Origin of the sequence: Geothermobacter hydrogeniphilus (assembly GCF_002093115.1) — a bacterium.
Classification (GTDB): domain Bacteria; phylum Desulfobacterota; class Desulfuromonadia; order Desulfuromonadales; family Geothermobacteraceae; genus Geothermobacter_A; species Geothermobacter_A hydrogeniphilus.
Map to the genome: position 1 here is coordinate 47,621 of NZ_NAAD01000011.1, position 23,219 is coordinate 70,839.

At 59.4% G+C, this 23,219-nt stretch carries 22 protein-coding genes; 4 read left to right on the forward strand and 18 right to left on the reverse strand.

The window, feature by feature from the left end; genetic code table 11:
* Positions 1 to 23: 23 nt before the first annotated feature.
* From lptB to B5V00_RS09755, 13 genes are all read right to left on the reverse strand, one after another.
* Positions 24 to 746: an LPS export ABC transporter ATP-binding protein gene (gene lptB / locus B5V00_RS09700; protein WP_085010591.1), complete on the reverse strand. Its 723-nt coding sequence runs from the start codon at positions 744 to 746 to the stop codon at positions 24 to 26.
* Complete coding sequence (gene lptA / locus B5V00_RS09705) at positions 727 to 1,221, reverse strand: lipopolysaccharide transport periplasmic protein LptA (RefSeq protein ID WP_085010592.1); 495 nt, start codon at positions 1,219 to 1,221, stop codon at positions 727 to 729. The genes lptB and lptA overlap by 20 nt, the downstream gene beginning before the upstream one ends.
* On the reverse strand, positions 1,218 to 1,799 hold the full coding sequence (gene lptC, locus B5V00_RS09710; RefSeq protein WP_085010593.1) for an LPS export ABC transporter periplasmic protein LptC: 582 nt from the start codon (positions 1,797 to 1,799) through the stop codon (positions 1,218 to 1,220). Before lptC ends, lptA begins: the two co-directional genes overlap by 4 nt.
* A 79-nt stretch (positions 1,800 to 1,878) precedes the next feature.
* Positions 1,879 to 2,394, reverse strand: a complete 516-nt coding sequence (locus B5V00_RS09715) for a KdsC family phosphatase (protein ID WP_085010594.1) — start codon at positions 2,392 to 2,394, stop codon at positions 1,879 to 1,881.
* Entirely contained in the window at positions 2,394 to 3,356 is a 963-nt protein-coding gene (locus B5V00_RS09720) for a KpsF/GutQ family sugar-phosphate isomerase (protein WP_085010595.1), read from the reverse strand. Before B5V00_RS09720 ends, B5V00_RS09715 begins: the two co-directional genes overlap by 1 nt.
* 13 nt (positions 3,357 to 3,369) lie before the next feature.
* Positions 3,370 to 4,200 carry a 3-deoxy-8-phosphooctulonate synthase gene (gene kdsA, locus B5V00_RS09725; protein WP_085010596.1) on the reverse strand — a complete coding sequence of 277 codons (831 nt, stop codon included), beginning with the start codon at positions 4,198 to 4,200 and terminating at the stop codon, positions 3,370 to 3,372.
* A gap of 1 nt (position 4,201) precedes the next feature.
* Positions 4,202 to 5,809 (reverse strand): CTP synthase, encoded by a 1,608-nt coding sequence (locus tag B5V00_RS09730; RefSeq protein WP_085010597.1) that lies wholly within the window; start codon positions 5,807 to 5,809, stop codon positions 4,202 to 4,204.
* A 276-nt stretch (positions 5,810 to 6,085) separates the two neighbouring features.
* Positions 6,086 to 6,835 carry a 3-deoxy-manno-octulosonate cytidylyltransferase gene (gene kdsB / locus B5V00_RS09735; protein WP_085010598.1) on the reverse strand — a complete coding sequence of 250 codons (750 nt, stop codon included), beginning with the start codon at positions 6,833 to 6,835 and terminating at the stop codon, positions 6,086 to 6,088.
* A 113-nt stretch (positions 6,836 to 6,948) separates the two neighbouring features.
* Entirely contained in the window at positions 6,949 to 9,843 is a 2,895-nt protein-coding gene (locus B5V00_RS09740) for an Ig-like domain-containing protein (protein ID WP_085010599.1), read from the reverse strand.
* Between the two features lie 173 nt (positions 9,844 to 10,016).
* Positions 10,017 to 10,667: a metal-dependent transcriptional regulator gene (locus tag B5V00_RS09745; RefSeq protein WP_085010600.1), complete on the reverse strand. Its 651-nt coding sequence runs from the start codon at positions 10,665 to 10,667 to the stop codon at positions 10,017 to 10,019.
* 5 nt (positions 10,668 to 10,672) lie between these two features.
* The gene (locus B5V00_RS17185; protein ID WP_172399697.1) at positions 10,673 to 10,849 is read right to left on the reverse strand and encodes a hypothetical protein; all 177 of its coding nucleotides are present in this window, start codon (positions 10,847 to 10,849) and stop codon (positions 10,673 to 10,675) included.
* On the reverse strand, positions 10,846 to 12,822 hold the full coding sequence (gene feoB / locus B5V00_RS09750) for a ferrous iron transport protein B (protein ID WP_085010601.1): 1,977 nt from the start codon (positions 12,820 to 12,822) through the stop codon (positions 10,846 to 10,848). The genes B5V00_RS17185 and feoB overlap by 4 nt, the downstream gene beginning before the upstream one ends.
* Positions 12,823 to 12,885: 63 nt before the next feature.
* Positions 12,886 to 13,320, reverse strand: a complete 435-nt coding sequence (locus tag B5V00_RS09755; RefSeq protein WP_085010602.1) for a Fur family transcriptional regulator — start codon at positions 13,318 to 13,320, stop codon at positions 12,886 to 12,888.
* 262 nt (positions 13,321 to 13,582) lie between these two features.
* Between B5V00_RS09755 and upp the strand changes: the two genes are divergently transcribed.
* Entirely contained in the window at positions 13,583 to 14,209 is a 627-nt protein-coding gene (gene upp / locus B5V00_RS09760) for a uracil phosphoribosyltransferase (protein ID WP_085010603.1), read from the forward strand.
* A 242-nt stretch (positions 14,210 to 14,451) separates the two neighbouring features.
* Positions 14,452 to 15,801, forward strand: a complete 1,350-nt coding sequence (locus tag B5V00_RS09765; protein ID WP_085010604.1) for a uracil-xanthine permease family protein — start codon at positions 14,452 to 14,454, stop codon at positions 15,799 to 15,801.
* 249 nt (positions 15,802 to 16,050) lie between these two features.
* On the opposite strand, the gene B5V00_RS09770 is transcribed toward B5V00_RS09765, so the two are convergent.
* The 5 genes from B5V00_RS09770 to B5V00_RS09790 all read right to left on the reverse strand — a co-directional run bounded on the left by B5V00_RS09770 (position 16,051) and on the right by B5V00_RS09790 (position 21,425).
* Positions 16,051 to 16,800 (reverse strand): cytochrome c biogenesis CcdA family protein, encoded by a 750-nt coding sequence (locus B5V00_RS09770; protein ID WP_085010605.1) that lies wholly within the window; start codon positions 16,798 to 16,800, stop codon positions 16,051 to 16,053.
* 3 nt (positions 16,801 to 16,803) lie between these two features.
* Positions 16,804 to 17,337, reverse strand: a complete 534-nt coding sequence (locus B5V00_RS09775) for a TlpA disulfide reductase family protein (protein ID WP_085010606.1) — start codon at positions 17,335 to 17,337, stop codon at positions 16,804 to 16,806.
* An 85-nt stretch (positions 17,338 to 17,422) separates the two neighbouring features.
* Positions 17,423 to 18,745 (reverse strand): trypsin-like peptidase domain-containing protein, encoded by a 1,323-nt coding sequence (locus B5V00_RS09780; protein WP_172399698.1) that lies wholly within the window; start codon positions 18,743 to 18,745, stop codon positions 17,423 to 17,425.
* Positions 18,746 to 18,977: 232 nt separating this feature from the next.
* The gene (locus B5V00_RS09785) at positions 18,978 to 20,324 is read right to left on the reverse strand and encodes a sigma-54-dependent transcriptional regulator (protein WP_139800723.1); all 1,347 of its coding nucleotides are present in this window, start codon (positions 20,322 to 20,324) and stop codon (positions 18,978 to 18,980) included.
* Positions 20,325 to 21,425, reverse strand: a complete 1,101-nt coding sequence (locus tag B5V00_RS09790) for a two-component system sensor histidine kinase NtrB (RefSeq protein WP_085010609.1) — start codon at positions 21,423 to 21,425, stop codon at positions 20,325 to 20,327.
* 124 nt (positions 21,426 to 21,549) lie between these two features.
* Here B5V00_RS09790 and B5V00_RS09795 point away from each other — a divergent pair, with 124 nt between their 5' ends.
* The gene (locus B5V00_RS09795; protein WP_085010610.1) at positions 21,550 to 22,494 is read left to right on the forward strand and encodes an AEC family transporter; all 945 of its coding nucleotides are present in this window, start codon (positions 21,550 to 21,552) and stop codon (positions 22,492 to 22,494) included.
* Positions 22,495 to 22,612: 118 nt separating this feature from the next.
* Entirely contained in the window at positions 22,613 to 23,203 is a 591-nt protein-coding gene (locus B5V00_RS09800; RefSeq protein WP_085010611.1) for a 50S ribosomal protein L11 methyltransferase, read from the forward strand.
* Positions 23,204 to 23,219 lie beyond the last annotated feature (16 nt).

Consider the following 23,219-nt stretch of genomic DNA (forward strand, 5'->3'; position numbering starts at 1 on the left):
GCTTACCACCAGCCATTTCATTTCTAAAGACGAAACTTTTCACCCAGATAGATTTCCCGGGCGCGGCTGCTGCCGGCAATTTCTTCCGGCGTTCCGAATTCGAGAATTTCACCGGCATTGAGAATATAGGCGCGATCGCAGACATCGAGGGTTTCACGAACATTGTGATCAGAGATCAGCACACCGATGCCATTTTTTTTCAAACCATCAATAATTCCCTGGATATCGATCACCGCCAGGGGGTCGATACCGGCAAAAGGTTCATCAAGAAGAATAAAAACCGGCTCGATAACCAGGGCGCGGGCAATTTCCAGGCGCCGTCGTTCCCCGCCCGACAACGCGTAACCATAACTTTTGGCGACATGCGTCAGGCGCAGATCTTCCAGCAACTGCTCCATCCGTTCGGTCCGCTGGACGGCACCGATGTCAAGGGTTTCAAGAATGGCCAGCAGATTCTCCTCAACCGTCAGTTTGCGAAAGACCGACGCTTCCTGGGGCAGATAGGAGATACCGGCCCGGGCACGCTTGTAGACCGGCAGGCCGGTCAGTTCACAGTCATCCAGAAAGACCCGCCCCCGGTCGGGGCGCACCAGCCCGACAACCATGTAGAAGGAGGTCGTCTTGCCCGCGCCGTTGGGGCCGAGCAGACCGATCACCTGTCCCGAGGAGACCTGCAGATCGACATCCCGCACCACCTGGCGCTTCTGGTAGCTCTTGCAGAGACCTTCAGCGCGCAGCGTCCGCATCACTCTGCTTTCCCCGCGGATGAAAGGTGGCCTTGACCCGCCCCTCCCCGCGACTGTCAACAACACTGCGTTTATCGTTCAGATACACGGTGATCTTATCGCCGGAAACCTGGTCCGCACCATCGTTGATGCGCGGATTCCCGGTCAACACCAGTTTGCCGCTGCTGCGTTGATAGAGCGCATGCTGTCCGGTGGCGACCCGCTGTCCCTGAATGACCCGAACATCCTGCTCAGCCTCAATCCGCTCAACCTGGCGTGCTTCGCCCCGGTAGTACACCGTCAGGCGACCGGCATGGATCACCAGGTCCGCCTGGCGGGCCTCGACGTCACCGATAAAGGTCACGGTCCCGGCGGCATCATCCGCTTCCAGCTGCCGGGAGGTAATCTCCAAAGGGGCATCCCCGGGCGCAACAGAAGCCGCCCGAACCGCACCGGAAAAGAGGCAGAGAAAGATCAGCAACAGGTAGGTTTTCATCCCTTTTCCTCGTCATCCGGCCTGATCAGCCATTTGGAGCGAACGTTGGCCAGGAGCTTCAGCCGACGCTGATCAACCAGCAATCGCATCCCGGTCGCTTCAACCTCAAACTGCCCGGAACTCAATCTCACCGGTTGATCGGTCCACAGCAGTCGTTCGGCCTGGCGATAGTGGAGACGATCGGTGGAAAATTCATACCCCCGCTCACTGCGGGCCACAACGTTACCGGAAACCACGAGTTCACCGGCCTTTTCATCCCACACTCCCCGGCGGGCATCCAGGGTCAGAACACCGGATTCACCCGCGCCGAAAAAACGGAGGTGGACATTATGCAAACGACTCCGCCCGGTTTCAAGATCATAACTGGCCCGGTCGGCACGCAACCGCCAGAAGGCCTTCCCGCCCCGGGTTTCGGTGTAGTCGATTTTAGCCAGGGAGAGATCGGCACCTGCCGCCGGCACGTCCACCGCAACCGGTTCAATACGCGTGTAGCGCCGGGAGATCACCAGCACCAGCATCCCGGAAAGCACCAGGATGGCAACAACCAGCAAATGTCGGGCGGAAAAAAATTGCTTCATAAACGGGGCCAGTATAGCATTGCCGCCGAGGGGAGTAAAGCATCGGGAAGGGACTTGGCACAGGAATTGTAAGAAGTCATCAAGCCAGGTACGGGGCCATCAGCCGCTCCCAGTGTCCCTGGGCCTTGAGCAGTATTTCGCAGACCTCCCGCACACCGCCGCCGCCGCCGGGATAACGGGAAACGAAATCGACCCGTTCCCGGACCTCGGGGCAACCGTCGGCAACGGTCGCGGAGAATCCGACCCGCGTGAGAATCGGCAGATCGACAATATCATCACCGATATAGGCAACCTGCTCCGGAGACAGGGAGAGATCCGACAATATCCGCAGATAGGGCTCCAGTTTGTTCCGGGCCCCCTGGACGATCAGATCGATGCCGAGTTCCCGCATCCGATGGGAAACCACCCGTGACTGCCGCCCGGTAATGATGCCGACCTGAATACCGGCCCGCTGCAGCAATTTCAATCCATGACCGTCACGCACATTGAAGGCCTTGGTCTCCGCGCCCGAGTCGCTGAGGATGATCCGGCCGTCCGTCAGAACGCCATCAACGTCGAGTAACAGCAACCTCACGGTTCGCAGTTTGTTCTCCATCAGACCACCCCCGCCTTGAGCAGGTCATGCAGGTGGACAATCCCGACCGGTTCCGCCGCCTGATCGTCGGCAAAGACAAACAGGGAGGTTATCGAGTGGGCCTCCATACGCTGCAGGGCCTTGGCCGCGAGGTCGTTGCGCAGTATCCGCTTCGGACTGGCCGTCATCACATCTTTGATCGGAGAATTGAGGACGTCGTAACCACGTTCCATGCAACGCCGCAAGTCACCATCGGTGAAGACTCCGAGCAGGCCGCCCTGAGAATCGACAACACCGGTGATGCCGAGTTTTTTGCTGGTAATCTCGAACAACCCGTCGCGCAGCAGGGTCTCCTCGTCAACCAGGGGAATCTCCTCACCGCAGTGCATCAGATCCTCAACCCTCAGCAGCAGCCTCTTGCCGAGCGCTCCACCGGGATGAAAAAGAGCGAAATCCTCTTCTTTGAAACCACGTCGGTCCAGCAGGGCAACCGCCAGGGCGTCCCCCATGGCGAGGGTGGCGGTGGTACTGGCGGTCGGAGCCAGACCCAACGGGCAGGCCTCTTCAGCGACGGACACATCGAGGCTGACATCCCCGGCCTTGGCGAGAGTGCTTTGCGGATTGCCGGTCATGGCGATCAACGGCACCCCCATACGACGGATAACCGGCAGAATGCGCAGCACCTCCTCGGTTTCTCCGGAATTGGACACGGCGATGATGACATCATCCTTCATGATCATGCCGAGATCACCGTGAATACCTTCGGCGGGATGCAGAAAGAGCGCCGGGGTGCCGGTTGAAGCCATGGTTGAGGCAATCTTCTGGCAGATCAGCCCCGACTTGCCCATACCCGAAATGACCACCCGTCCGCGACAGGCGAGGATCATCTCCACCGCGGCACTGAACTGGCCGTCCAGTCGCTGCTGCAGCGCCAGGACCGCATCGGCTTCAACCTGCAGAACCTTTTTTGCAATATCAATCATAGAATTCTGTCCGTTAAACACGATTGACCGTCCTGACCAGCCGGTCAATCTCCAGCACCTGGGTCAACAGGCCCTCAAGGCTGTCCAGCGACAAAGAATTCGGGCCGTCACAAAGAGCCCGGTCGGGGTCTTCGTGAACCTCCCAGAAAAGTGCGTCAATGCCCATGCCGACAGCGGCGCGGGAAAGCCCGGCAACGAATTCCCGCTGTCCGGAGGAAGCGTCGCCGGCGCCGCCGGGCAGCTGAACGGCGTGGGTCGCGTCAAAAACCACCGGCACCCCGAACTCCCGCATCAGCGCCAGCGAACGCATATCAACCACCAGGTTGTTGTAACCGAAGCTGCTGCCGCGTTCAGTGAGCAGAACCTTGTCGCCACCGGCTTCGGCCAGCTTGGTCAGTACGTTGCGCATATCCCAGGGGGCCATGAACTGGCCCTTTTTCACATTGACCGGTTTGCCGGTTCGGGCGGCGGCCTGCAACAGATCGGTCTGGCGGCAGAGAAAAGCCGGGATCTGCAGCAGGTCCAGAACCTCGGCGGCGGCGGCCACCTGACTGATATCATGGATATCGGACACCACCGGAAGACCGAACTCATCCTTGACCCGCCGCAGGATTTCAAGTCCTTCATCCAGACCCGGCCCGCGAAAAGAATGGGACGAGGAGCGGTTGGCCTTATCATAGGAGGCCTTGAAGACCAGTCCGACACCGAGCTTTTCGGTCAACCTCTGCAGATATTCGGCGATCCGCAGGGTCAGATCGAGATTTTCAATCACACAGGGGCCGGACAACAGCGCCAGGGGAGCATCACCACCGATCCTGACACCTGCTACATCAACGGACTGCATATCAATCCTTCCCGTCGCCCTGCTTCAGGCAGGCGCCGACGAATGATTCAAAAAGGGGATGCGGATCCATCGGCCGGGACTTGAATTCCGGGTGGAACTGACAGCCGAGAAACCAGGGATGATCGGCCAGTTCCACAACCTCGACCAGGTCCGATTCGGGATTGATCCCGGAGAGTCCGAGTCCACATTCCCGCAACTGTTCGCGATAGCCGTTATTGAATTCAAAGCGATGCCGATGCCGCTCCGAAATCAGGTCGGTACCATAAATGCGGCGGGCCAGAGAGCCCTCGGCCAATTCACAGGGATAGGCACCGAGACGCATGGTGCCGCCCTTCCCCTTGATTTTCTTCTGTTCCTCCATGATGTGGATCACCGGGTTTTTGGCCTGGTCGTGAAACTCGGAGGAATGGGCATCTTCGATGCGGCAGACATTGCGCGCGTACTCGACCACCGCCATCTGCATGCCGAGGCAGATGCCGAAGAAGGGGATCCGCGCTTCCCGGGCATAGCCGATGGCGGCAATTTTCCCCTCACTGCCGCGCTCACCGAAACCGCCGGGCACCAGGATGCCATCGACTCCTTCGAAGGTATCATTGATGCCATGCCGCTCGATCGATTCCGAATCAACATACTTGAGGTTGACCCGGCAATTGTTGGCGATTCCGCCGTGAACCAGGGCCTCGGAAAGCGACTTGTAACTTTCGGTCAGATCAACATACTTGCCGACAATAGCGATGGTCGTCTCACCGGCCGGTTCCTGAATGCGGTTGATGATGCGCTTCCAGCCGGTGAGATCCGGGGCCTTGGTCCAGATATTGAGTTTCTCGATGATCCGTTCGTCGAGCCCCTGCTCATGCAGCGCAATCGGCACTTCATAGATCGAAGCGACATCACGGGCGGTGATGACCTCCTCTTCACGGACATTGCAGAACAACGCGATCTTCGCCTTCATGTCCCGCGGAATCTCACGGTCACAGCGGCACAACAGGATGTCCGGCTGGATGCCGATTTCACGCAATTCCTTGACGCTGTGCTGGGTCGGCTTGGTTTTCAGCTCTCCGGCCGTCGGAATATAGGGCACCAGGGTGAGGTGAATGTAGAGCACGTTATCGATACCACGATCGGTGCGGAACTGGCGGATCGCCTCCATGAACGGCAGTGATTCGATATCCCCGACCGTACCGCCAACCTCGACAATGGCCAGGTCGACATCCTTGGCATTTTCAAGAATCTTGGCCTTGATTTCGTTGGTGATGTGGGGGATGACCTGGACCGTGCCGCCGAGATAGTCACCGCGACGTTCCTTGCGGATGACCGAGTCGTAAACCTGGCCGGTGGTGAAATTCGATTTGCGGCTCAGCCCGGCCGAGGTATAGCGTTCATAATGACCGAGGTCGAGGTCTGTTTCAGCGCCGTCGTCGGTGACGAAAACCTCGCCATGCTGAAAAGGGCTCATGGTACCCGGATCGACGTTGATATAGGGGTCCATTTTCTGCATCGAAACCCGCAGCCCGCGCGCCTCCATCAACGCCCCGATGGAGGCGGCCGAGAGTCCCTTGCCGAGAGAACTGACCACGCCGCCGGTAATAAAAAGAAACTTGGTTTTCATGAAAACTCCTTGCATATCATCCTGAATCAGTGAGTTTCATCACCGGCGGACAGCACACGTCACTGCCCTGCCTGCGATTCCTGAAAATCACCGGTGAACCTATGCACCTCAGATTTTTGGGAACCGTATCCAGGGCAGGCACCTGCACTCTCCATCCGGCATAAACTCACCGACTCAGGATCCTGTTCACTCGGCCATCATCCGACCGGCACTGAAAAAATGATTTTACACACCACACCGATAAATGGAAAGCATCAACCGCAAACAGACAACCGATCAGCGGCCGGCCAGTATCCGCTCAACCCTGGCCAGGTCTTCCGGGGTATCAACGCCGATGGCGGCATGCTCCGTGGGAACGACCTTGATGCCGACGCCATGCTCCAGGGCACGCAACTGCTCCAGGGATTCGAGCATCTCCAGGGGCGTCTGCGACAGGGTCGGGTAACGGAGCAGAAATTCCCGCCGGTAAACATAGAGCCCGATATGCCTGAAGGCCGGGCACCGATCCCAATTCTCTTCGAGCTGCCGGGCATGATCGCGCGGCCATGGAATCGGTGCCCGCGAGAAATAGAGCGCCATCTGCCGCTGATCGCAGACGACCTTGACCACGTTGGGATCAAGGAATTCATCAGGCCCCTTCAACGGCGCGCACAGGGTTCCCATCTGCAGGTCGGGCATCTCGATCAGCGGCGCGATCGCCCGATCGATCACCGCCGCCTCGATCAACGGTTCATCCCCCTGGACATTGACGATCAACTCGCTTTCCAGCCCGGAAGCAACCTCCGCCAGACGGTCGGTTCCGGTCGGGTGGTCGGCGCGGGTGAGAACCGCCTCGCCGCCGAAGGCGCGTACCGCGTCGGCGATCCGTTCATCATCGGTCGCCACCAGCACCCGGGAGGCCAACCGGGCCGAACAACTGCGCTCATAGACCCACTGGATCATCGGACGACCCTGCAGGGTGGCCAGCGGCTTTCCGGGAAAACGACTCGAAGCGTAGCGGGCCGGAATAACAATGGTTACATCCACGGGAACCTCTCGGGGAAATGAGTGACGTTCGGCAAGCCGCCGCGTAATGTAGAAGAAGGGGGATAAGCTGTCAACAGCTCTCTCCACATCACCATCTCGTTCTGCAGACTGGATCAGGGTTCGGGGACGACCCGGAAAACGGTTTCAGCGACATGACTGTCACCCATGGCAAGCAGCACATACTGTATCGGCCCCGGTGAACCGTCGTGCAGCTGGTCGAGACTGAAACGGGTGGTGATCATGCGATCCGCCTTACCGTCAATATCGCCGGGGACTCGGGGACTCGGAGAAGCCAGACCGTCCACCAGCTTGAACACCCGGACGATCTGTTCGCCCGAGTCGGCGACCCCATTGCCGTTCTTGTCAATCCATTGTTCCAGATAGAGCGTCGTCCCGGCCCGGCGAAGAGGACCGACCTTGAGGGTCAGCAGTCCGTCGTAACGATGGGACACCACTTCTGGGGTCAGAGACACGCTGAACTCGACAAGGTCGTCGATAATTTCATCTTCAGCGGCCGGCGCGGGGCGGGCGGTTGACACGATCAGCCGTCGTTCGGCGAAACCGACGTTTCCGGTTTCATCCCAGGCTTCAACCCGCACCAGGTGTTCCCCTTCGGAGAGAGGATCAAGAAACATCCCGGACCGCTTGTCGACCACCTTGTCATCAACCAGCACGCGGACTTCACCCCGGTCCACCTCGTATTCGAGCAAGGGCGTGTTGTCCGCGGTCAGGCCGCTTGCCGGCGACAGCAGGACCACCTCGGGCGCAGTGCTGTCAACGAGGAATTCAACCTCCGCCCGCCCCTCGTTGCCGGCCTCATCGACAGCAACCACCTGCAGCCTGTGGGGACCATCGGCAAGCCTCGGCAGGGCGGTTCCCGGCGTCACCTCTACCGGTTTGTCATCCAGCAGCACCCGAACGCTGCCGTCACTCACCCGGTAATCGACAATCGGAAAGGCGGAGGACCGCGCCCCCGGCGCCGGTGATGTTATCACCACCTCCGGCGGCCTGGTATCGACCTGAAAAGCGACCCGCTGCTGGCTCTGGTTGCCGGCAAGATCCTGTTCCCGCACCAGCAGGATGTAGCTGCCGTCAGCCAGCGGACCGAGTTGCCCCGCATCGGCGGGCACCGGCTGGCCGTTCAGCAGCACGGCCATGGGGCCACCCTCGCCCTTCACCAGCAGCGGCGGCCGGGGATCATGACCGGGGCCGGGCCGGGGCGAGCTGACCTCCAGGTGCGGCGGGGTCCGGTCGATGTGCAGGCTGATATCCTTATGGCTGGTATTGCCGAAACGGTCACGCGCTGAAAAATGCAGGGGCAGCTCACCTTCCGGCAACTTGTCCAGATCAATCTCCCAACGGTTTTCCACGGGATAGCGGGTGGCTCCGACCACCACGCCGGGCGGCGCCAGCAGATCGATAAAAGCTCCCGGATCACGGGTGCCGCGCAGAGTCAACTGTTTCACCGACAATGGCCGAGGATCAAACTGAACGGCAAACTCGGGCGCGGTCGTATCGATCGAGAAGGTCACCTCCTGCACGGCTGTATGGCCGTTCGCATCCACGGCTTTCAGCCGCAACCGGTGAGTACCGTCAGCAAGAGGCGGCAGTCGACCATCAACCATTCCGACCGGTTTTCCATCGACTTCGACGTCAAGCCGGGCCGTCGGATCGGAAAGCCGGTAATCAACCGACGGCTGAGCGGTTGCATAGGTGCGGGGCTCGGGACTGAGCAGTTTCAGCTCCGGGACATGACCGCCGCCTGCCGTCTGCCGCGCCGATCCACCGGTCTTCCCCGGGGGAGAGACGGCAACAACCGGAGTCAGCGGCGCCGAGGCAACCGGGACGGATGAAGATGGACCGGGAGCAGTATCAGGCGGCGGGGACATCGGCATTTTTCGGATGATCCGCAATGGCAGGCGCAAACGATTACCATAGGCATCGCGGGCTTCGACCTGGAAGCGATTCTCCCCCTCGATCAGCCCCTTCAACGTCGCCCGCCAATGGGTGCGGTCCGGGAAGGACAGCTCGGCAGCCTCCCTGCCTTGCGCGTCGAGCAGTCGCAGGCGGGCGTCCTCTTCCCGTGAGCCGGAAATCAGCGCCTGAGACGAGGAGACCTCATGCTTCGGCAGGTCGACGGTCAGCATCGGCGGGGTTGCGTCAACCCGAAAAACAACCTGACGGGGCTGAGTGAATTGCGGAGAACTGAACCGCAACACATGCCGGCCGTCTGAAAGTGGCCCGAGCCGAGCACCGCCGGCAGACGAAATCACTTTCCCGTCGAGACTGACGCGCACCACCTCCGCCTCGGTTTCAAACAACAGCAAAGGCCGCGGCCCGGTCGTTCCTCCCGCCGGCGGACTGAGGATCCGGATAGCGGCTCGAGGCACTGACGCCTGACCGGGAAGGGGTTTTGCCGTCCCCGTGGAAACGGGCTGAACCGGTGACTGCCGGCGCTGACCGGATCGTTTCTCCGAAACCTTCGGCTGCCGCGGAATGACAAATTGAACGACCCGCAGGCCCGCCAGAAGCTCACGTGCCGCCGGGTCGCGGTCGGCACCGAGCAGCACCCGCCTGATACCGGCAAAATCGCTGCCGGAAAGTCCTCTGCGACCGACCACCAGCCCCCCCCCGTGGCGACGGGTTCCCGCGTCGATATACTCGGCGAGAGGAAGAAACCGCCCCTGTCCGTCCCTCTTGATGTAGGCACTGCTGAATACGGCAAGATCGATCTCGCGGAAGCGGTTCATCCAATGCTGGAGATTCCGCTCATCAGTGAAAACCCGCACCCGGATGGTCAGATCGAGATGGCGGGAAAGATAATCGGCCAGCAGTTCAGCCTGCCGTTCGTCGGCCAGAAGCTGGCATTTTTCCGGGACAAATCCGAGAACAAGTTCACGCGCAAAAGAGACGGATGAAAAGATCAGGACAAAAAAGAGGGCCGGCCAGAGAAAGCGCAGGACAAGGCGGGCAGAGCCTGAATATGGCCGGACGGAGACAGCGCGCATAACCTGAGAGCCTTCAACGAGAGGATAAAGGGGCAGGATACTCATCGGCACGCAAAGGAACTTTCTTCAGCGGGTTGACAAAAAGCAACCATACACTGCCCACAGTGCCAGTTCAAGGATCTCACCTGAATCAGAGCCGGAACGCTCTGCCGGCAGGCGCCAGGTTCCGCCTGTCACTCCTGGCGGCGGATAAAGATTTCCCGGGCCAGTTCGTCATCGACCGCGAATTCTGAAAACCCGACCTTGAAAATGTAACTCGGAAACGTTCGGCTGAGTACAATCCGGTTGCCGGGCAGCACTCCCATGCTCATCAGTTTCTGCATTTTTTTGTCGTTGCCGGTTGACAGGTAGGCGATCTCGCCGCTCTCGCCGGCTTTCAACTCGGTCAAGGCGACCACCCCGGTATCGCCGGCGTGGCGAGCTTCCTCGCAGCAGCTTCCGGGAGGGATCGGTTTGCCGTGGGGACAGGTGGTCGGATGGTTGAGCAACGTGCAGAGCTTGGTGTCCACACCGCGGTGCAGCAGGTGCTCCATTTCACAGGCCCGGGCATCCCCTTCCGCCCCTTTCAGGTCGAGGACATCCATCATCAACCGTTCAGCAAGGCGATGACGACGAACGGTCATGCGCGCTTCTTCACGACCTTCGGGACGCAGGTAAACCCGCTCACCCTTGACCTCGACGTAGGCCAGGCGCTGCAGTTCCTGCAGTCCGGCATCCGCCGCATCGACCGACAACCGTTCGAAATGCGCGGCATTGTCGCCTTCCTCTTCAATGACAATCCACAAGGCTTCAAGTATTTCCTCGGCCTTTTCCGAAACATTCATGAACTTTACTCCTGTTTTTTCTTCCCTTTTTGCCCCAGCAGCTTCTCGAACAGAGGCGACGGCAGGGGGTTTTCGTAACCACAATAGGGACAATGCACCTTGCGGCATCCCCCCCCGCAACGCCCGCAACCCTGCTCCGGGGTCTTGGCCGGAATCTCCTTGCGACAGAACCCGCAGATCATGACAGGATCCCCGTCAGCAGCAACAGCCGATTGAGACCGAAGCCGACAGTGAACGCCAGCAGGGTGACAATGACAAAGATTCCCACCGAGGTTCTCCAGCCGCGCTCTTTCTTCATCACCAGAAACTGGGCGACACAGGGAACAAACAGGGTCAGGGTCACGGCGGCGACAGTCAGCTGAACCGGGTTGAGCAGGCCATTGGTCTGCAGATCATAAAGGCCGGCAGCACCGAAATCCCGACGGAAAAAACCGAAAATGAAGGCGGCGGCGACTTCACTGGGCAGCCCGAGCAGATGCATCACCGGCTCCAGCAGGGACACCAGCCAGGCCAGGACGCCGGTCAACTTGCCGACCACCAGCAGAACTGACGCGATAATGAAAAGCGGGAAAATTTCCATGAAATACCACTGCATGCGGGTCAGGGTCTTGACCAGTACATTGCGTGGCTGCGGCATCCTTAAAGGGGGGATTTCCATGTAGAACATCGGCCGTTCGCCGGGAACCAGTCGGGCGGAAAGAAAACCGATCAGCAAAAAGATGCCCAACAGGCAGAGGCTCCAGACCAGCAAAGCGCCGGGAGCCGCCGACAGCAGCCCGAGAATCACTCCGAGCTGGGCACTGCAGGGGATGGCCAACGCCAGCAGCAGGGTGGCGATAACCCGTTCACGGCGGGTTTCGAGAGTACGGGTCACAATGGTGGCCATGGTGTCGCAACCGAACCCCAGCACGATCGGGATCACGGCACGGCCGTTAAGTCCGATACGTTTAAAAATCCGGTCGACAAGCATCGCCAGGCGGGGGAAATAACCCGAATCCTCGATCATCGAAAAAGCGATGAAGAAAGTGCCGACAATCGGCAGCACGATTGCGACCGCGTAGCGGACCCCAAGGGTGATGACTCCGTACTCGCCGACCATCAGCTCGTAGAGCCAGGGCCAGGTCAGGTATTTATCACCCAGGGCAATCACCCAGGGATTGATATAAGCTCCGAACAGGTGACCTTCGAGAAAATCCACAATGGTTCCGGCACCGAAATGACCGACAAACTGGTAGAGACCGAAGTAGAGGACCGCCAACAACAGCGGGAACCCGGTCCAGGGGTTCATGGTCAACGCCGACAGACGATCCCCCCAACTCGGCGACTGCTCTTCCGACTGGCTGAAAGCCCCTTCCAGAACTCCCTTGCAGATCCGCTTGCGTTCAAGGCTGATGCGCAGATGAAGGTCGACACGCCGTTCAAAAACGATCTCGTTGACCGCTCCTTCCACAGCGGCATAATTGTCCCCTTCCACTTTCCGCACCATCTCCGACAAACTTTCATCACGCTGCAGCAACAGCAGCGACAGCGCTCTGGAGTCAATGGCGTAGGCCCCGGTCAGACAACTCGCCACCCGCGAAATGTCCCGCTCCAGATCAGCGGCATAACTGAAAGCCGCCCGTTGCTGCGGATCAAAGCCGACAATGGCGGCCCGGATCTCTTTCAATCCCCGTTTTCGTCTTACCGCCGCCCCGACCACGGGAATACCGAGCTTCTCTTCCAGCAACGGCAGATCAAATTTCAAGCCGAGGCGCTCGGCCTCGTCCATGATGTTGATCACCAGGATCAGCGGCAGCCCCGATTCGATCAGCTGCAGGGTCATCGGCAGCATCCGCTCGATATTGCGGGCGTCGATGACATGCAGCACCACGTCGGGGCGCTCCTCAAGCAGGATATCGCGAGCGACCCGTTCCTCTTCGGTAATCGGCAACAGGGAATACATGCCCGGAGTATCAAGCACTTCGTAGCGAACGCCGTGCAGCTCGCATTCGCCGCGTGAGATCTCAACCGACGTTCCGGGATAATTGGAGACGGTCGTGTAAGCGCCGGTCAGGGCATTGAACAGGACGCTCTTGCCGACATTGGGATTGCCGACCAGGAACAGCTTACGTTCGGACCGGCCGATCTCGACAGGTGTTTCAGGACAACACTTCATCTCTTGCACACTTTCACACACGTGGTGGTTTTGATAACCATTTTCACAACGGAATCAAAAAAATCAGGATTTGCCGGTACATCGGCGACACGTGCCGTAGAGCTCAAGACGGTGACTGGCGATCGTGAACCCGTGACGGAACGCGACCTGCTGCTGCAACTTTTCAATATCGGCATCCTCGAACTCGAGGATAGCGCCGCAACGGGTACAGATCAGGTGATCGTGATGCCTTTCATCCCCGGTCCACTCATAGCGGGTCTGACCATCGCCGAAATTACGCTCTTCGGCGATGCCGCAGTCGGCAAACAACTTGAGAGTTCGGTAGACGGTCGCGTAGCCGACCGTGGGATGCTTGCGGCGAATTTTCAGAAAGAGTTCCTCGGTGGACGGATGCGTAGAGGCACGCAGAAACGCATCGAGAATAATTTCCCGCTGTTTCGTGGTCTTCAGCCCCTTGCGCACCAGGTATTCACGGAACTGCTGCTTGCTCTGGCGCATAGATAAGCTCGTTTATGTTTGAGTGAAAACGAATTTCAATTTAAAAAAATGACGGCCGCCTGTCAAGCGAAAAACCACGCGGGACAATTGAAAAGAACAAACAATTGTTTCGCGGCCCTTGACCGCAGGGGGCCCCACCGGCTATTTTCCCTCAATCAAATATCGGAGTCATCAGGGTTATGACGGAATAAATGAGGATCCCTGGACATATACCGGTGACAAGCTCACGGATCCAGATATCGGAATGAAAACAGGAGGAACCATGGCGATCGTTGAAATCAACCACCCACTTGTCAAACATAAACTCGGCCTGCTGCGGGAAAAAGACATCAGTACCAAGAATTTCCGTGAACTGGCGTCCGAGGTCGCGCGCCTGCTGACCTACGAAGCCACCGCCGACATGGAAACCGAGGCCTACACCATCCAGGGCTGGAACGGACCGGTCCGCGTTGAGCAGATCAAGGGGAAAAAGGTTACTGTCGTACCCATCCTGAGGGCCGGGCTCGGCATGATGGACGGGGTCCTCGACCTCATCCCCGGCGCCAAGGTCAGCGTCGTCGGCCTCTATCGGGACGAAGAGACCCTGCAGCCGGTGCCCTATTTCCAGAAATTCACCAGCAACATGGCCGACCGCACCGCCCTGATTCTCGACCCGATGCTGGCCACCGGCGGCAGCCTGATCGCCTGCGCCGATATGCTCAAGAAAGCCGGCTGCAGAAAGATCAAGGGACTGTTCCTGGTCGCCGCGCCGGAAGGGATCGAGAAGCTGCAGGCGACCCACCCCGATATCGACATCTTCGTTGCCGCCATCGATGAACGTCTCAATGAAAACGGCTATATCCTGCCCGGACTGGGGGATGCCGGCGACAAGATCTTCGGCACCAAGTAACCTGTCTCCTGAATCGGTAACCTGAATCAGTGAGTTTCTGTCGGATGGAGAGTGCAAGTGCTTGGTCCGAATGAGGTTTCCAAAAATCTGAAGCGCACCCATAGGTTCGCTGGTGATTTTTGGGAAGCTCAAGCGGATCAATGACCTGTGCTATCCGCCGACAAGGAGTTCACTGATTCAGGGGTAAATCTCCTTTTGTGACCATGCTGTGCTTTTGACCCCATACCAACAAAGAGGGCCCCATGACTGAACAGAAATCGGCCACTACCTACAATTTCCGTCTCCGTGACAGCCTGCTCGGCGCGCAGATGCTGTTCGTCGCCTTCGGAGCACTGGTTCTGGTTCCCCTGCTGACCGGTTTGAACGCCAATGTCGCACTCTTCACCGCCGGGGCCGGCACCCTGCTCTTCCAGGTCATCACCCGCGGCAAGGTCCCGGTCTTTCTTGCCTCGAGCTTTGCTTTCATCGCGCCCATTATCTATGGCGTCGACAAGTGGGGCATCCCGGGAACCATGTGCGGCCTGCTGGCCGCCGGTTTGCTGTATGCCATTTTCGCCCTCGCCATTCGCATTTTCGGCTCCGACATCCTGCACCGCATTCTGCCGCCGATCGTCACCGGACCGGTGATCATGGTCATCGGCCTGGTGCTCGCCCCGGTGGCGGTCCACATGGCCTCCGGCCGTACCGGCGACGGATCGGCCTGGCTGGTACCGCAGACCAGCGCCTACATTATCGCCGGGACAGCCCTGCTGGTCACCATCATGGTCTCGCTGCTGGGCCGGGGGATGTTCAAACTGGTGCCCATCCTGTGCGGGATTACCGCCGGCTACCTGACCGCGGTTGTCCTCGACATGGCCGGCATTTCAGCCTCCATCCAGGCATCCTTCGACCCCGGGCCCCTGAAGAACTGGACCGCGCCGACCCTGGTGTCGATGCAGAAGGTCGCGTCATCCCCCTGGTTCGCGGTCCCCAACTTCAGCCTGCCGACCTGGAACCTGGAAGCGATCCTGTTCATCGTCCCGGTCGCCATCGCCCCGGCCATTGAGCACTTCGGCGATGTTCTGGCCATCGGCGGCATCACCGGCAAGGACTATGTCGACGATCCCGGCATTCACAAGACCCTGCTCGGCGACGGCCTCGCCACCAGCCTCGCCGCTATGCTCGGCGGCCCGCCCAACACCACCTATTCCGAGGTCTCGGGTGCGGTCGCCCTGACGCGTTCCTTCAACCCGGCCATCATGACCTGGGCGGCGGTCAGCGCCATCCTGCTCGCCTTCGTCGGCAAACTTGGCGGATTCCTCGCCTCGATTCCGGTTCCGGTCATGGGCGGCATCATGGTGCTGCTGTTCGGCGCCATCACCGTCATCGGCATCAACACCCTGGTCCGGGCCGGCACCGACCTGATGGAACCCCGCAACCTGGCGATCGTCGCCATTATCCTGGTCTTCGGCATCGGCGGCATGAACTTCGACCTGAGCATCGTCAAGCTCGGCGGCATCGGCCTGGCCGGCATCGTCGGCGTCATCCTCAACCAGGTCCTGCCGAACGGCCGTTCGCACGAGCGGGTCGCGGAAGAGAACCGCGACTCCTGACCGGACCCGACAACCCGACCACAGTCAAACGAGCCCGACACCGCAGTGCCGGGCTCGTTTTTCATTTCAGACCTGCAGTAAACATGATCCCTCCACCTCGGATCGGCACCCTTAACAACTGGTATCGGCGCCCGCAAAGGCGTCAGATGCGAGGCGTGCGACAGACTCAAGGAACGAGGCGTAGCGGAAGCTACGTCGAGCGACGAGGGCCGAGCAGAACGAAGCAGATGGCGTCTTTGCGGGCGCCGATCAGCCGGTCATGGGGAGATAGCGGTACATAAACCCCGTCAACATGCTGAAAAGATCGAAGAAAAGCATCACCCCGACCACCATCAGCAGCAGACCGGTCCCAATCTCCACCAGTCGAATATGCTTGCGGAACTTGTTGAAGAAAGACAGGAAGCTGTGAAACAGCAGCCCGGAAATCAGAAACGGCACACCGAGCCCCATGGAGTACATGGTCAGCAGAAAAACTCCCCGTCCGGTTCCACCGGTGGTCCCTGCCGCCATGGCGAGAATAGCGCCGAGAATCGGTCCGATGCAGGGCGTCCAGCCGGCAGCGAAGGCGATGCCGACCAGGAAGGTGCCGACAAACCCGGTCGGCTTGCGCTGGATCTGCACCCGTTTTTCCCCGAGCAGAATACCGAAGTGAAACAGACCGGTCAGGTGGATGCCGAAAAGGAAAATCAGCACCCCGCCGATTTTCTGCACCCAGAGAAGACCTTCGCGTAAATGGCTCTGAAAGGCACTGGACGCCAGTCCGGCGATGGCGCCAAGACTGATGAAAACAGCCGAAAAACCGAGAATAAAGACCAGCGAATGCAGCAGAATCGTCATCCGCACCTTGGCGCTGGGATGAGCCTCCTGGATCTGGCCGAAGGAGAGTCCGGTAATATACGTGATATAGGACGGAATCAGCGGCAGCACGCAGGGGGAAAAGAAGGACAAAATCCCCGCTGAAAAGGCAATCCAAATCGTAAGGTCGCCACTGGAGGTCATGGGTCAGTTCCCGATCAGCTTGGAAAATTTTTCCAGCGTCTGCTTGTCGGACCAGTCACGTCCGCCGATAATATGCTCCAGCACCTTGCCGTCCTTGCCGACTACGAAGGTTTCCGGAAAACGGAAAACACCGTAGCTGCTCTGCACATCCCCTTCGGGATCCATCAGCACCGGAAAGGTGTGCGGGTGCTTCTTCAGAAACTTCGGCAGGATATCCTTGCCGTCAGCCTCGACATTGATGGCGAGGATTTCCAGTCCCTTCTTGTGCAGCCGCGCATAGAGCCGCTCCATGGAGGGCATCTCGGCCTTGCAGGGCGGACACCAGGTCGCCCAGAAGTTCACCAGGACGATCTTGCCGCGCAGGTCGGCCAGGCGGACACGGCCGCCGCCGACCCGTTCAAGGTCAACCGCCGGCGCCTGCTGACCGACCAGGACGGCTCCTCCCGGCGCGCTTTGCGGCCGAGAGCTTCCAGCCAGAGCCCCCGCGGGCAAGCCCAGAACCATACACAGAAAAAAAGAAATCAAGACGCGCGGCATGAAAAATCCTTTCCGAATCAACAGGAACACAACCGGTCCTTTTTAGCCGTGCCCCGAACAAAAGTCAAGGCGGCTGACGGTCGGGTCAGGGCAGATCAATATAGTACCCCTGATTGCCGCGGACGACCAGAAACTGCACCGGCAGACGCCCGAACTGTTCTTTCATCACCCGCACATAATCGTCCAGATTTTTCACTTTCTCTCCGGCGACCTCGACCACCAGGTCTCCATGCCGCATACCGACCCGGTCCGCCGGTCCGTCATCGACAAGATCGGCAACCAGCAACCGCCCCTTGCGTTCTTCAACCGTGAAACCGAAGGTCTGCGAGGCATACTGCAACGCGTAGCCCGTCGGGAAGGCGGTCAGTTCAATGTCCTGCAGGTGTTCTTTCATTCCACGCAGATAGGTCATCTCCAGGCGGTTTCCGGGGGCATACGAACTGAGGATGTTGAGCAGTTCCCCCGGGGTTTCGACCGGAACATCATCGAGAGAGAGAATCACATCCGCCAATTCCAGTCCTGCCTTGTCGGCAGGGGAACCGGGAACAATTTCTGTCACCAGCACCCCGCCGTAACCACGAGCGGCGGCAAACCGGTCACCAGTCCGCCCGGGAATCACGCCGAGAAAACTGCGCCGCACCCGGCCATAGGTCTTCAAATCCCCCAGTACCCGGCGAATGATATCGACGGGAATGGAAAAACCTATCCCCTGGGCCTGTTTGGCGATGGCGGTATTGATGCCGATGAGCTTGCCGTCGAGATTGATCAACGGCCCACCGGAATTCCCGGGATTGATCAACGCATCGGTCTGGATGAAGACCGCCATGAAGTCCTCGCTCAGGGTCAGGGCCCGCAGGGGCCCGCTGACGACTCCGGTGGTGATGGAACTGCCGAGACCGAGAGGATTGCCGATGGCGATAACCGTCTCGCCGACCATCAGATCATCCGAGGTGCCGAGGGGCAGAAAAGGATAGGCCTTGCGCCCCTGCCGGGGAATCCGCACCAGCGCCAGGTCGAGGCGCTCATCCTTGCCGACCAGTTTGGCCTCGATCTCTTTGGTCCTGCCCTGCAGGGCAACAAAGATCCTCGAAGCCCGATTGATGACATGGGCATTGGTCAGAATCAGGCCGCTGCCATCGATCAGAACCCCGGAACCAAGCGCCTGGGTGGTATAACTGCGCGGCACGGCAAACCCGCGGAAAAACTCATCAAACAGGGAACCGCCAAAGCCGAAGAACGGCGAGCGATGACGCTCGACAATCTGCTCGGTACGAATATTCACCACCGCCGGTCCGGCCTTTTCAACGGCCGTCACAACCGGCGTCCGACGCTGGGCCTGCGAAGCGAAAACCGGGACGGTCAACAGCCCCGACAGAACGATAATCAGCAGCAAACAAAACCGATACATGAGAAAAAACTCCGGAAAACCTGATTGTCCGCCGCCCGCACCGGGGCAGGAGTCAACCACCATCTCACATCCTTATTGATGCTTTCGCAAGAAAGCAAACATGTTGTTGGCTAAGCAAAAAGCGCCGGCAGCAAGGCGCGCGTTTATCGAGCAATGAGGCGTACTTACGTACGTCGAAGCAGCGAGACAAGCGCAGTAACGCAGTTGCTGGTGAGTTTTTGCGACGCCATCCTTATTTAATCCCGAACTTCTCCATCCGGTACAGAAGAACATGCCGGGGGATACTGAGGAATCGGGCCGCCCTCGACTGGTTTCCCCCGCATCGCTCAAGGGCCAGCATCACTGCTTCCTTTTCCAGCTGTTCGAGGGGATAGCCCTCCTCCGGCAACTGCAGCACGTTTCCCGATACAGGGCTGTCAGGGTGGAGAATGGCGGGAGGGAGATCATCGACCCCGAGACTCTCACCACGTCGCAGGACCAGCATCCGCTCGATGCTGTTTTCAAGCTCCCTGACATTGCCGGGCCAACGGTACGCCCTGAACCGATCGAGAACTTCCGGATCGATATCAACCTCCTGGCCGCCGGCATAGCGCGCGACAAAGTGTCTTGCCAGCAGGGCGATATCTTCCGGACGCCGTCGCAGAGCGGGCAGCTGGATCGGAATCACGGCCAGGCGGTAATAGAGATCCTCCCGAAAACGGCCTTCGGCGATAGCCGTCTGCAGGTCGAGATTGGTGGCGGCGATCACCCGCACATCGATTTTGCGCGCCACGCCGCCGACCGGTTCGACTTCCATTTCCTGCAACACCCGCAGCAGCTTCGGCTGCAGATCAAGAGGCAGGTCGCCAACCTCATCCAGAAAGATGGTCCCGCCGTCGGCCTGGATGAATTTCCCCTGGCGATCCTTGACCGCTCCGGTAAAGGCCCCTTTGAGATGGCCGAAAAGTTCACTCTCCAGCAGTTCAGAAGGAATGGCGGCGCAGTTGACCGGGATGAAAGGCTCATGAGCCCGACCACTCCCCTGGTGGATGGCGCGGGCGACCAGTTCCTTGCCGGTGCCGCTTTCGCCCAGCAGCAGGACGCTCGCCTCACTGGCGGCGACCCGGGAAATCATCCGCTTGACCTCCTGCATCGACTCGGAAACACCGATCAGGCTGTCCAGCGCCTGCTGGCCGCGCAACTCTTCGCGCAACCGGCGGTTGTCTTTTTCCAGGCCGCGGAAGGTGAGCGCCCGTTCCACGCAGAGCAGCAGGGCGTCACGGGAGAAGGGCTTGGTGAGATAGTCATGCGCTCCGGCGCGCATCGCTTCCACCGCCTTCTCCACCGTACCGAAGGCGGTCACCATGATCACCATGGTTTCCGGAGCCTCGGCACGGATCGCGGCCAGCAGATCATCGCCGGAGATGCCGGGCATCTGCACATCACTGATCACCAGGGTCGGCTGCAGCTGGCGAAACAATTCCAGCCCGCGGTGACCGTCCTCGGCGGTGGCAACCCGATAACCGGCCTGGGAAAGCTGAAATTCAATGACCCGCCGGAGGGAATCATCATCATCAACAACCAGGATCTGTGACATCACCTACTCCATCGATTCGGAACAGGGCAGAGAAAGAGTAAAAGTCGCACCCCGCCCCGGTTCACTGTTGACATCAATCCGGCCGCCATGACCACGGACAATCCGGCCGGAAATCGCCAGGCCGAGACCGGTCCCTTCACGCCGGGTGGTGAAAAACGGATCGAAAATCCGGTTCTGCATGTCCGCGGAAATCCCCTGGCCACTGTCGCTGACGGCGATAAAGAGCTGATTGCCCTTCTGCCCGGTTGTCACCCGAAGTATACCGCCGTCCGGCATCGCCTGCATCGCGTTGAGGACCAGGTTGAGCAACGCCTGCTTCAACTGTTCGGCATTCCCCCGGCAACTGGGGATGCTCGCCTTGTCCACCTGCAGCTCGGTTCGGCTTTTCTGCAGCATCCGTCCGGACAGGGCGAGAACCTCGTCAACCATCTGGTTCAGATCAACCCGGCCCGCCTCGATTTTGCCCGGACGGGCAAAATCGAGAAAATCCTGCACCACCTGGTTCAAACGGTCAACTTCCTTGATCAGGATAGCGGCAAATTCCTGATGGGGACTGTCATCCGGGATACCATCGCGCAGAATTTCGGCCGTGCCGCGAATCGATCCGAGGGGGTTGCGGATTTCATGGGCCAGCCCGGCGGACAGTTCACCCAACGCCGAAAGTCGGTCGGCACGACGCAACTGCTCTTCAACCTCCAGCAGTTGATCGGCCTGCTCACGCAACCGGGAATAGCTTTCTTCGAGTCGTTCAGCCGTTTTGCGGTAACGCATCGACTGGGCCTGTTCACGGGCACTGAGAACTCCGGTCAACAGGCCGATGGCATTATAGAGCAGGATTTCCAGGTACTGCTCCAGGTTGGTTGCCGGATGATGCCCCCACTGGAAAATCACGTGTGGGGCGTACAGAATGGAAATCAACAGCGAGGTGGCGACCCCGCCGCGAATCGCATACCAGATTCCACCCAGCACGATCGGCAGGTAATAAAGCCGACGATAGATGTCGTGAAACTCGTCCAGGTTGGTCGTGGTCAGGTAATGCAGGGCAGTGACCGCCCCAACCAGGGAAACCAGGATGCAAAGTCGCAACAGATGATTGGCACGCATGATCGGATTGTTCCCGATGAACCTCTAAAGTGCAAGTATTTTCGGCCCGTTTGCCAAAAATACGGGGGCAAAAGATGTGGACCTGCCACCCGCGTTCGAGTTATATTGCGCCGCGGAGCGCCTCATGCAACTGTTTATCGATATCATAAATATTGTCCTGCCGGTCTTCCTGGTTATTGCCCTCGGTTTCTTCCTGCGGCGCATCGAACTCATCGATGCGCCGTTCCTCGCCACCGTCAATAGGCTGGTCTATTATGTCTGCCTGCCACTGCTGCTCTTCTATAAAATCGGCACGGCTGACTTTTTCGCCAACTTCAATCCGGTCCTGGTCCTCGGTTGCATGGCGGTGGCGGTGGTGCTGTTTTGCGTCACTTATCTCGCCAGCGGCATCATCGGACTGCCGGCGGCGGCCCGTGGTGTTTTCAGCCAGGGGGCCTGCCGCGGCAATCTCGCCTACATGGGACTGGCGATGGTCCTCAATGCCTATGGTGAAAACGGTCTGACCCGGGCCGGAATCCTGATGGGATTCCTGGTCCCGCTTTACAATCTCGGCTCCATCACCGTCCTCACCCTGCCGCATCGCAACAATGGCGGGGGACTCAGCCTGAAATCCTGGCTGAAACAGATCCTGCTCAACCCGTTGATTATCGCTTCCGCGGCCGGTATTCTCTGGAGCCTGGCCGAACTGCCCCTGCCGCGGCTGCTCGTCAGCACCCTGCACATCGCGACCGGCATGACCCTGCCCCTGGCGCTGATGGCCATCGGCGGATCCTTTTCCCTGCGGCGCCTGCGCGGCGACATCCGCCTGGCGAGCATGGCCGGCCTGGTCAAGTTGCTGCTGATGCCGGCACTCACCGCCCTGGTGCTGATTTCCCTGGGTATCCGCGGACTTGACCTGGCCGTCGGCCTGCTCCTGGCGGGCGCCCCGGCCGCCACCGCCAACTTCATCATGGCCGCGGAGTTGAAGGGAGACGCGGAACTGGCCGGCACCATTGTCATGCACACCACCCTGCTGTCGATGTTCAGCTACACCCTGATGCTGATCATCCTGCACGCCTGCGGCCTGTAGTAACAGGCTGATGAAAAACGTCCATCTGCGGCGTTGTCCTTGCATCTGGACATTTTGGCTCAGCCGGGGGAGCCCGACGTTTTCAATCCCCGGCCAGAAGCTCGAAAAAGGATCAACCATGACCAGCGATCAATTTGAAATCGGGAATCTTTTTCGCATTGTCAAGCCCGGCCTTCCCACCCCGGCTGACCATCGTATCAAGCTGATCATCGACAAGGGGGCCTTCGGGTCGGGTGAACACGAAACCACGGCCAGTTGCCTCGAAATGATGGAAAGGATGCCCGAAATCAACGGCAGTCGGCTGCTCGATCTCGGCAGCGGAACCGGCATCCTGGCCATCGGCGCGCTGAAACTCGGTGCCGACGAAGCGGTCTGCGTCGACATCAGTCCGGGGGCGATACGGACCTGTGAGCATAACTGTGACCTCAACGACCTGCGGACACGGGTCCGCCTCGTTACCGGGACGCTCGCAAGCCTCAAAGGTGAAGTTTTCGACCTGGTGGTGGCCAATATCTACGGCGACCTGCTGCTCGATCTCGCCGACCAACTGGTGGCAGGAGTCAAGCCCGGAGGACACCTGCTGCTGTCGGGAATCCTCTGGGAATACAACTTTGATGTCCGCCAGGCCTATCAACGACTCGGCTGCGAACTGGTTGAAAACAGGATGCTGAAAGAATTTTCCACCCTGAGACTGAAACGCGGAGATTGACAGCCGGCTGAAGAAT

Bases quoted from the DNA above. Each gene is read 5' to 3' on its own strand.
- lptB (WP_085010591.1), bottom strand. From the start codon at position 746: ATGCGGACGCTGCGCGCTGAAGGTCTCTGCAAGAGCTACCAGAAGCGC.
- lptA (WP_085010592.1), bottom strand. From the start codon at position 1,221: ATGAAAACCTACCTGTTGCTGATCTTTCTCTGCCTCTTTTCCGGTGCG.
- lptC (WP_085010593.1), bottom strand. From the start codon at position 1,799: ATGAAGCAATTTTTTTCCGCCCGACATTTGCTGGTTGTTGCCATCCTG.
- B5V00_RS09715 (WP_085010594.1), bottom strand. From the start codon at position 2,394: ATGGAGAACAAACTGCGAACCGTGAGGTTGCTGTTACTCGACGTTGAT.
- B5V00_RS09720 (WP_085010595.1), bottom strand. From the start codon at position 3,356: ATGATTGATATTGCAAAAAAGGTTCTGCAGGTTGAAGCCGATGCGGTC.
- kdsA (WP_085010596.1), bottom strand. From the start codon at position 4,200: ATGCAGTCCGTTGATGTAGCAGGTGTCAGGATCGGTGGTGATGCTCCC.
- B5V00_RS09730 (WP_085010597.1), bottom strand. From the start codon at position 5,809: ATGAAAACCAAGTTTCTTTTTATTACCGGCGGCGTGGTCAGTTCTCTC.
- B5V00_RS09740 (WP_085010599.1), bottom strand. From the start codon at position 9,843: ATGCGCGCTGTCTCCGTCCGGCCATATTCAGGCTCTGCCCGCCTTGTC.
- B5V00_RS09745 (WP_085010600.1), bottom strand. From the start codon at position 10,667: ATGAATGTTTCGGAAAAGGCCGAGGAAATACTTGAAGCCTTGTGGATT.
- B5V00_RS17185 (WP_172399697.1), bottom strand. From the start codon at position 10,849: ATGATCTGCGGGTTCTGTCGCAAGGAGATTCCGGCCAAGACCCCGGAG.
- feoB (WP_085010601.1), bottom strand. From the start codon at position 12,822: ATGAAGTGTTGTCCTGAAACACCTGTCGAGATCGGCCGGTCCGAACGT.
- B5V00_RS09755 (WP_085010602.1), bottom strand. From the start codon at position 13,320: ATGCGCCAGAGCAAGCAGCAGTTCCGTGAATACCTGGTGCGCAAGGGG.
- upp (WP_085010603.1), top strand. From the start codon at position 13,583: ATGGCGATCGTTGAAATCAACCACCCACTTGTCAAACATAAACTCGGC.
- B5V00_RS09765 (WP_085010604.1), top strand. From the start codon at position 14,452: ATGACTGAACAGAAATCGGCCACTACCTACAATTTCCGTCTCCGTGAC.
- B5V00_RS09770 (WP_085010605.1), bottom strand. From the start codon at position 16,800: ATGACCTCCAGTGGCGACCTTACGATTTGGATTGCCTTTTCAGCGGGG.
- B5V00_RS09775 (WP_085010606.1), bottom strand. From the start codon at position 17,337: ATGCCGCGCGTCTTGATTTCTTTTTTTCTGTGTATGGTTCTGGGCTTG.
- B5V00_RS09780 (WP_172399698.1), bottom strand. From the start codon at position 18,745: ATGTATCGGTTTTGTTTGCTGCTGATTATCGTTCTGTCGGGGCTGTTG.
- B5V00_RS09790 (WP_085010609.1), bottom strand. From the start codon at position 21,425: ATGCGTGCCAATCATCTGTTGCGACTTTGCATCCTGGTTTCCCTGGTT.
- B5V00_RS09795 (WP_085010610.1), top strand. From the start codon at position 21,550: ATGCAACTGTTTATCGATATCATAAATATTGTCCTGCCGGTCTTCCTG.
- B5V00_RS09800 (WP_085010611.1), top strand. From the start codon at position 22,613: ATGACCAGCGATCAATTTGAAATCGGGAATCTTTTTCGCATTGTCAAG.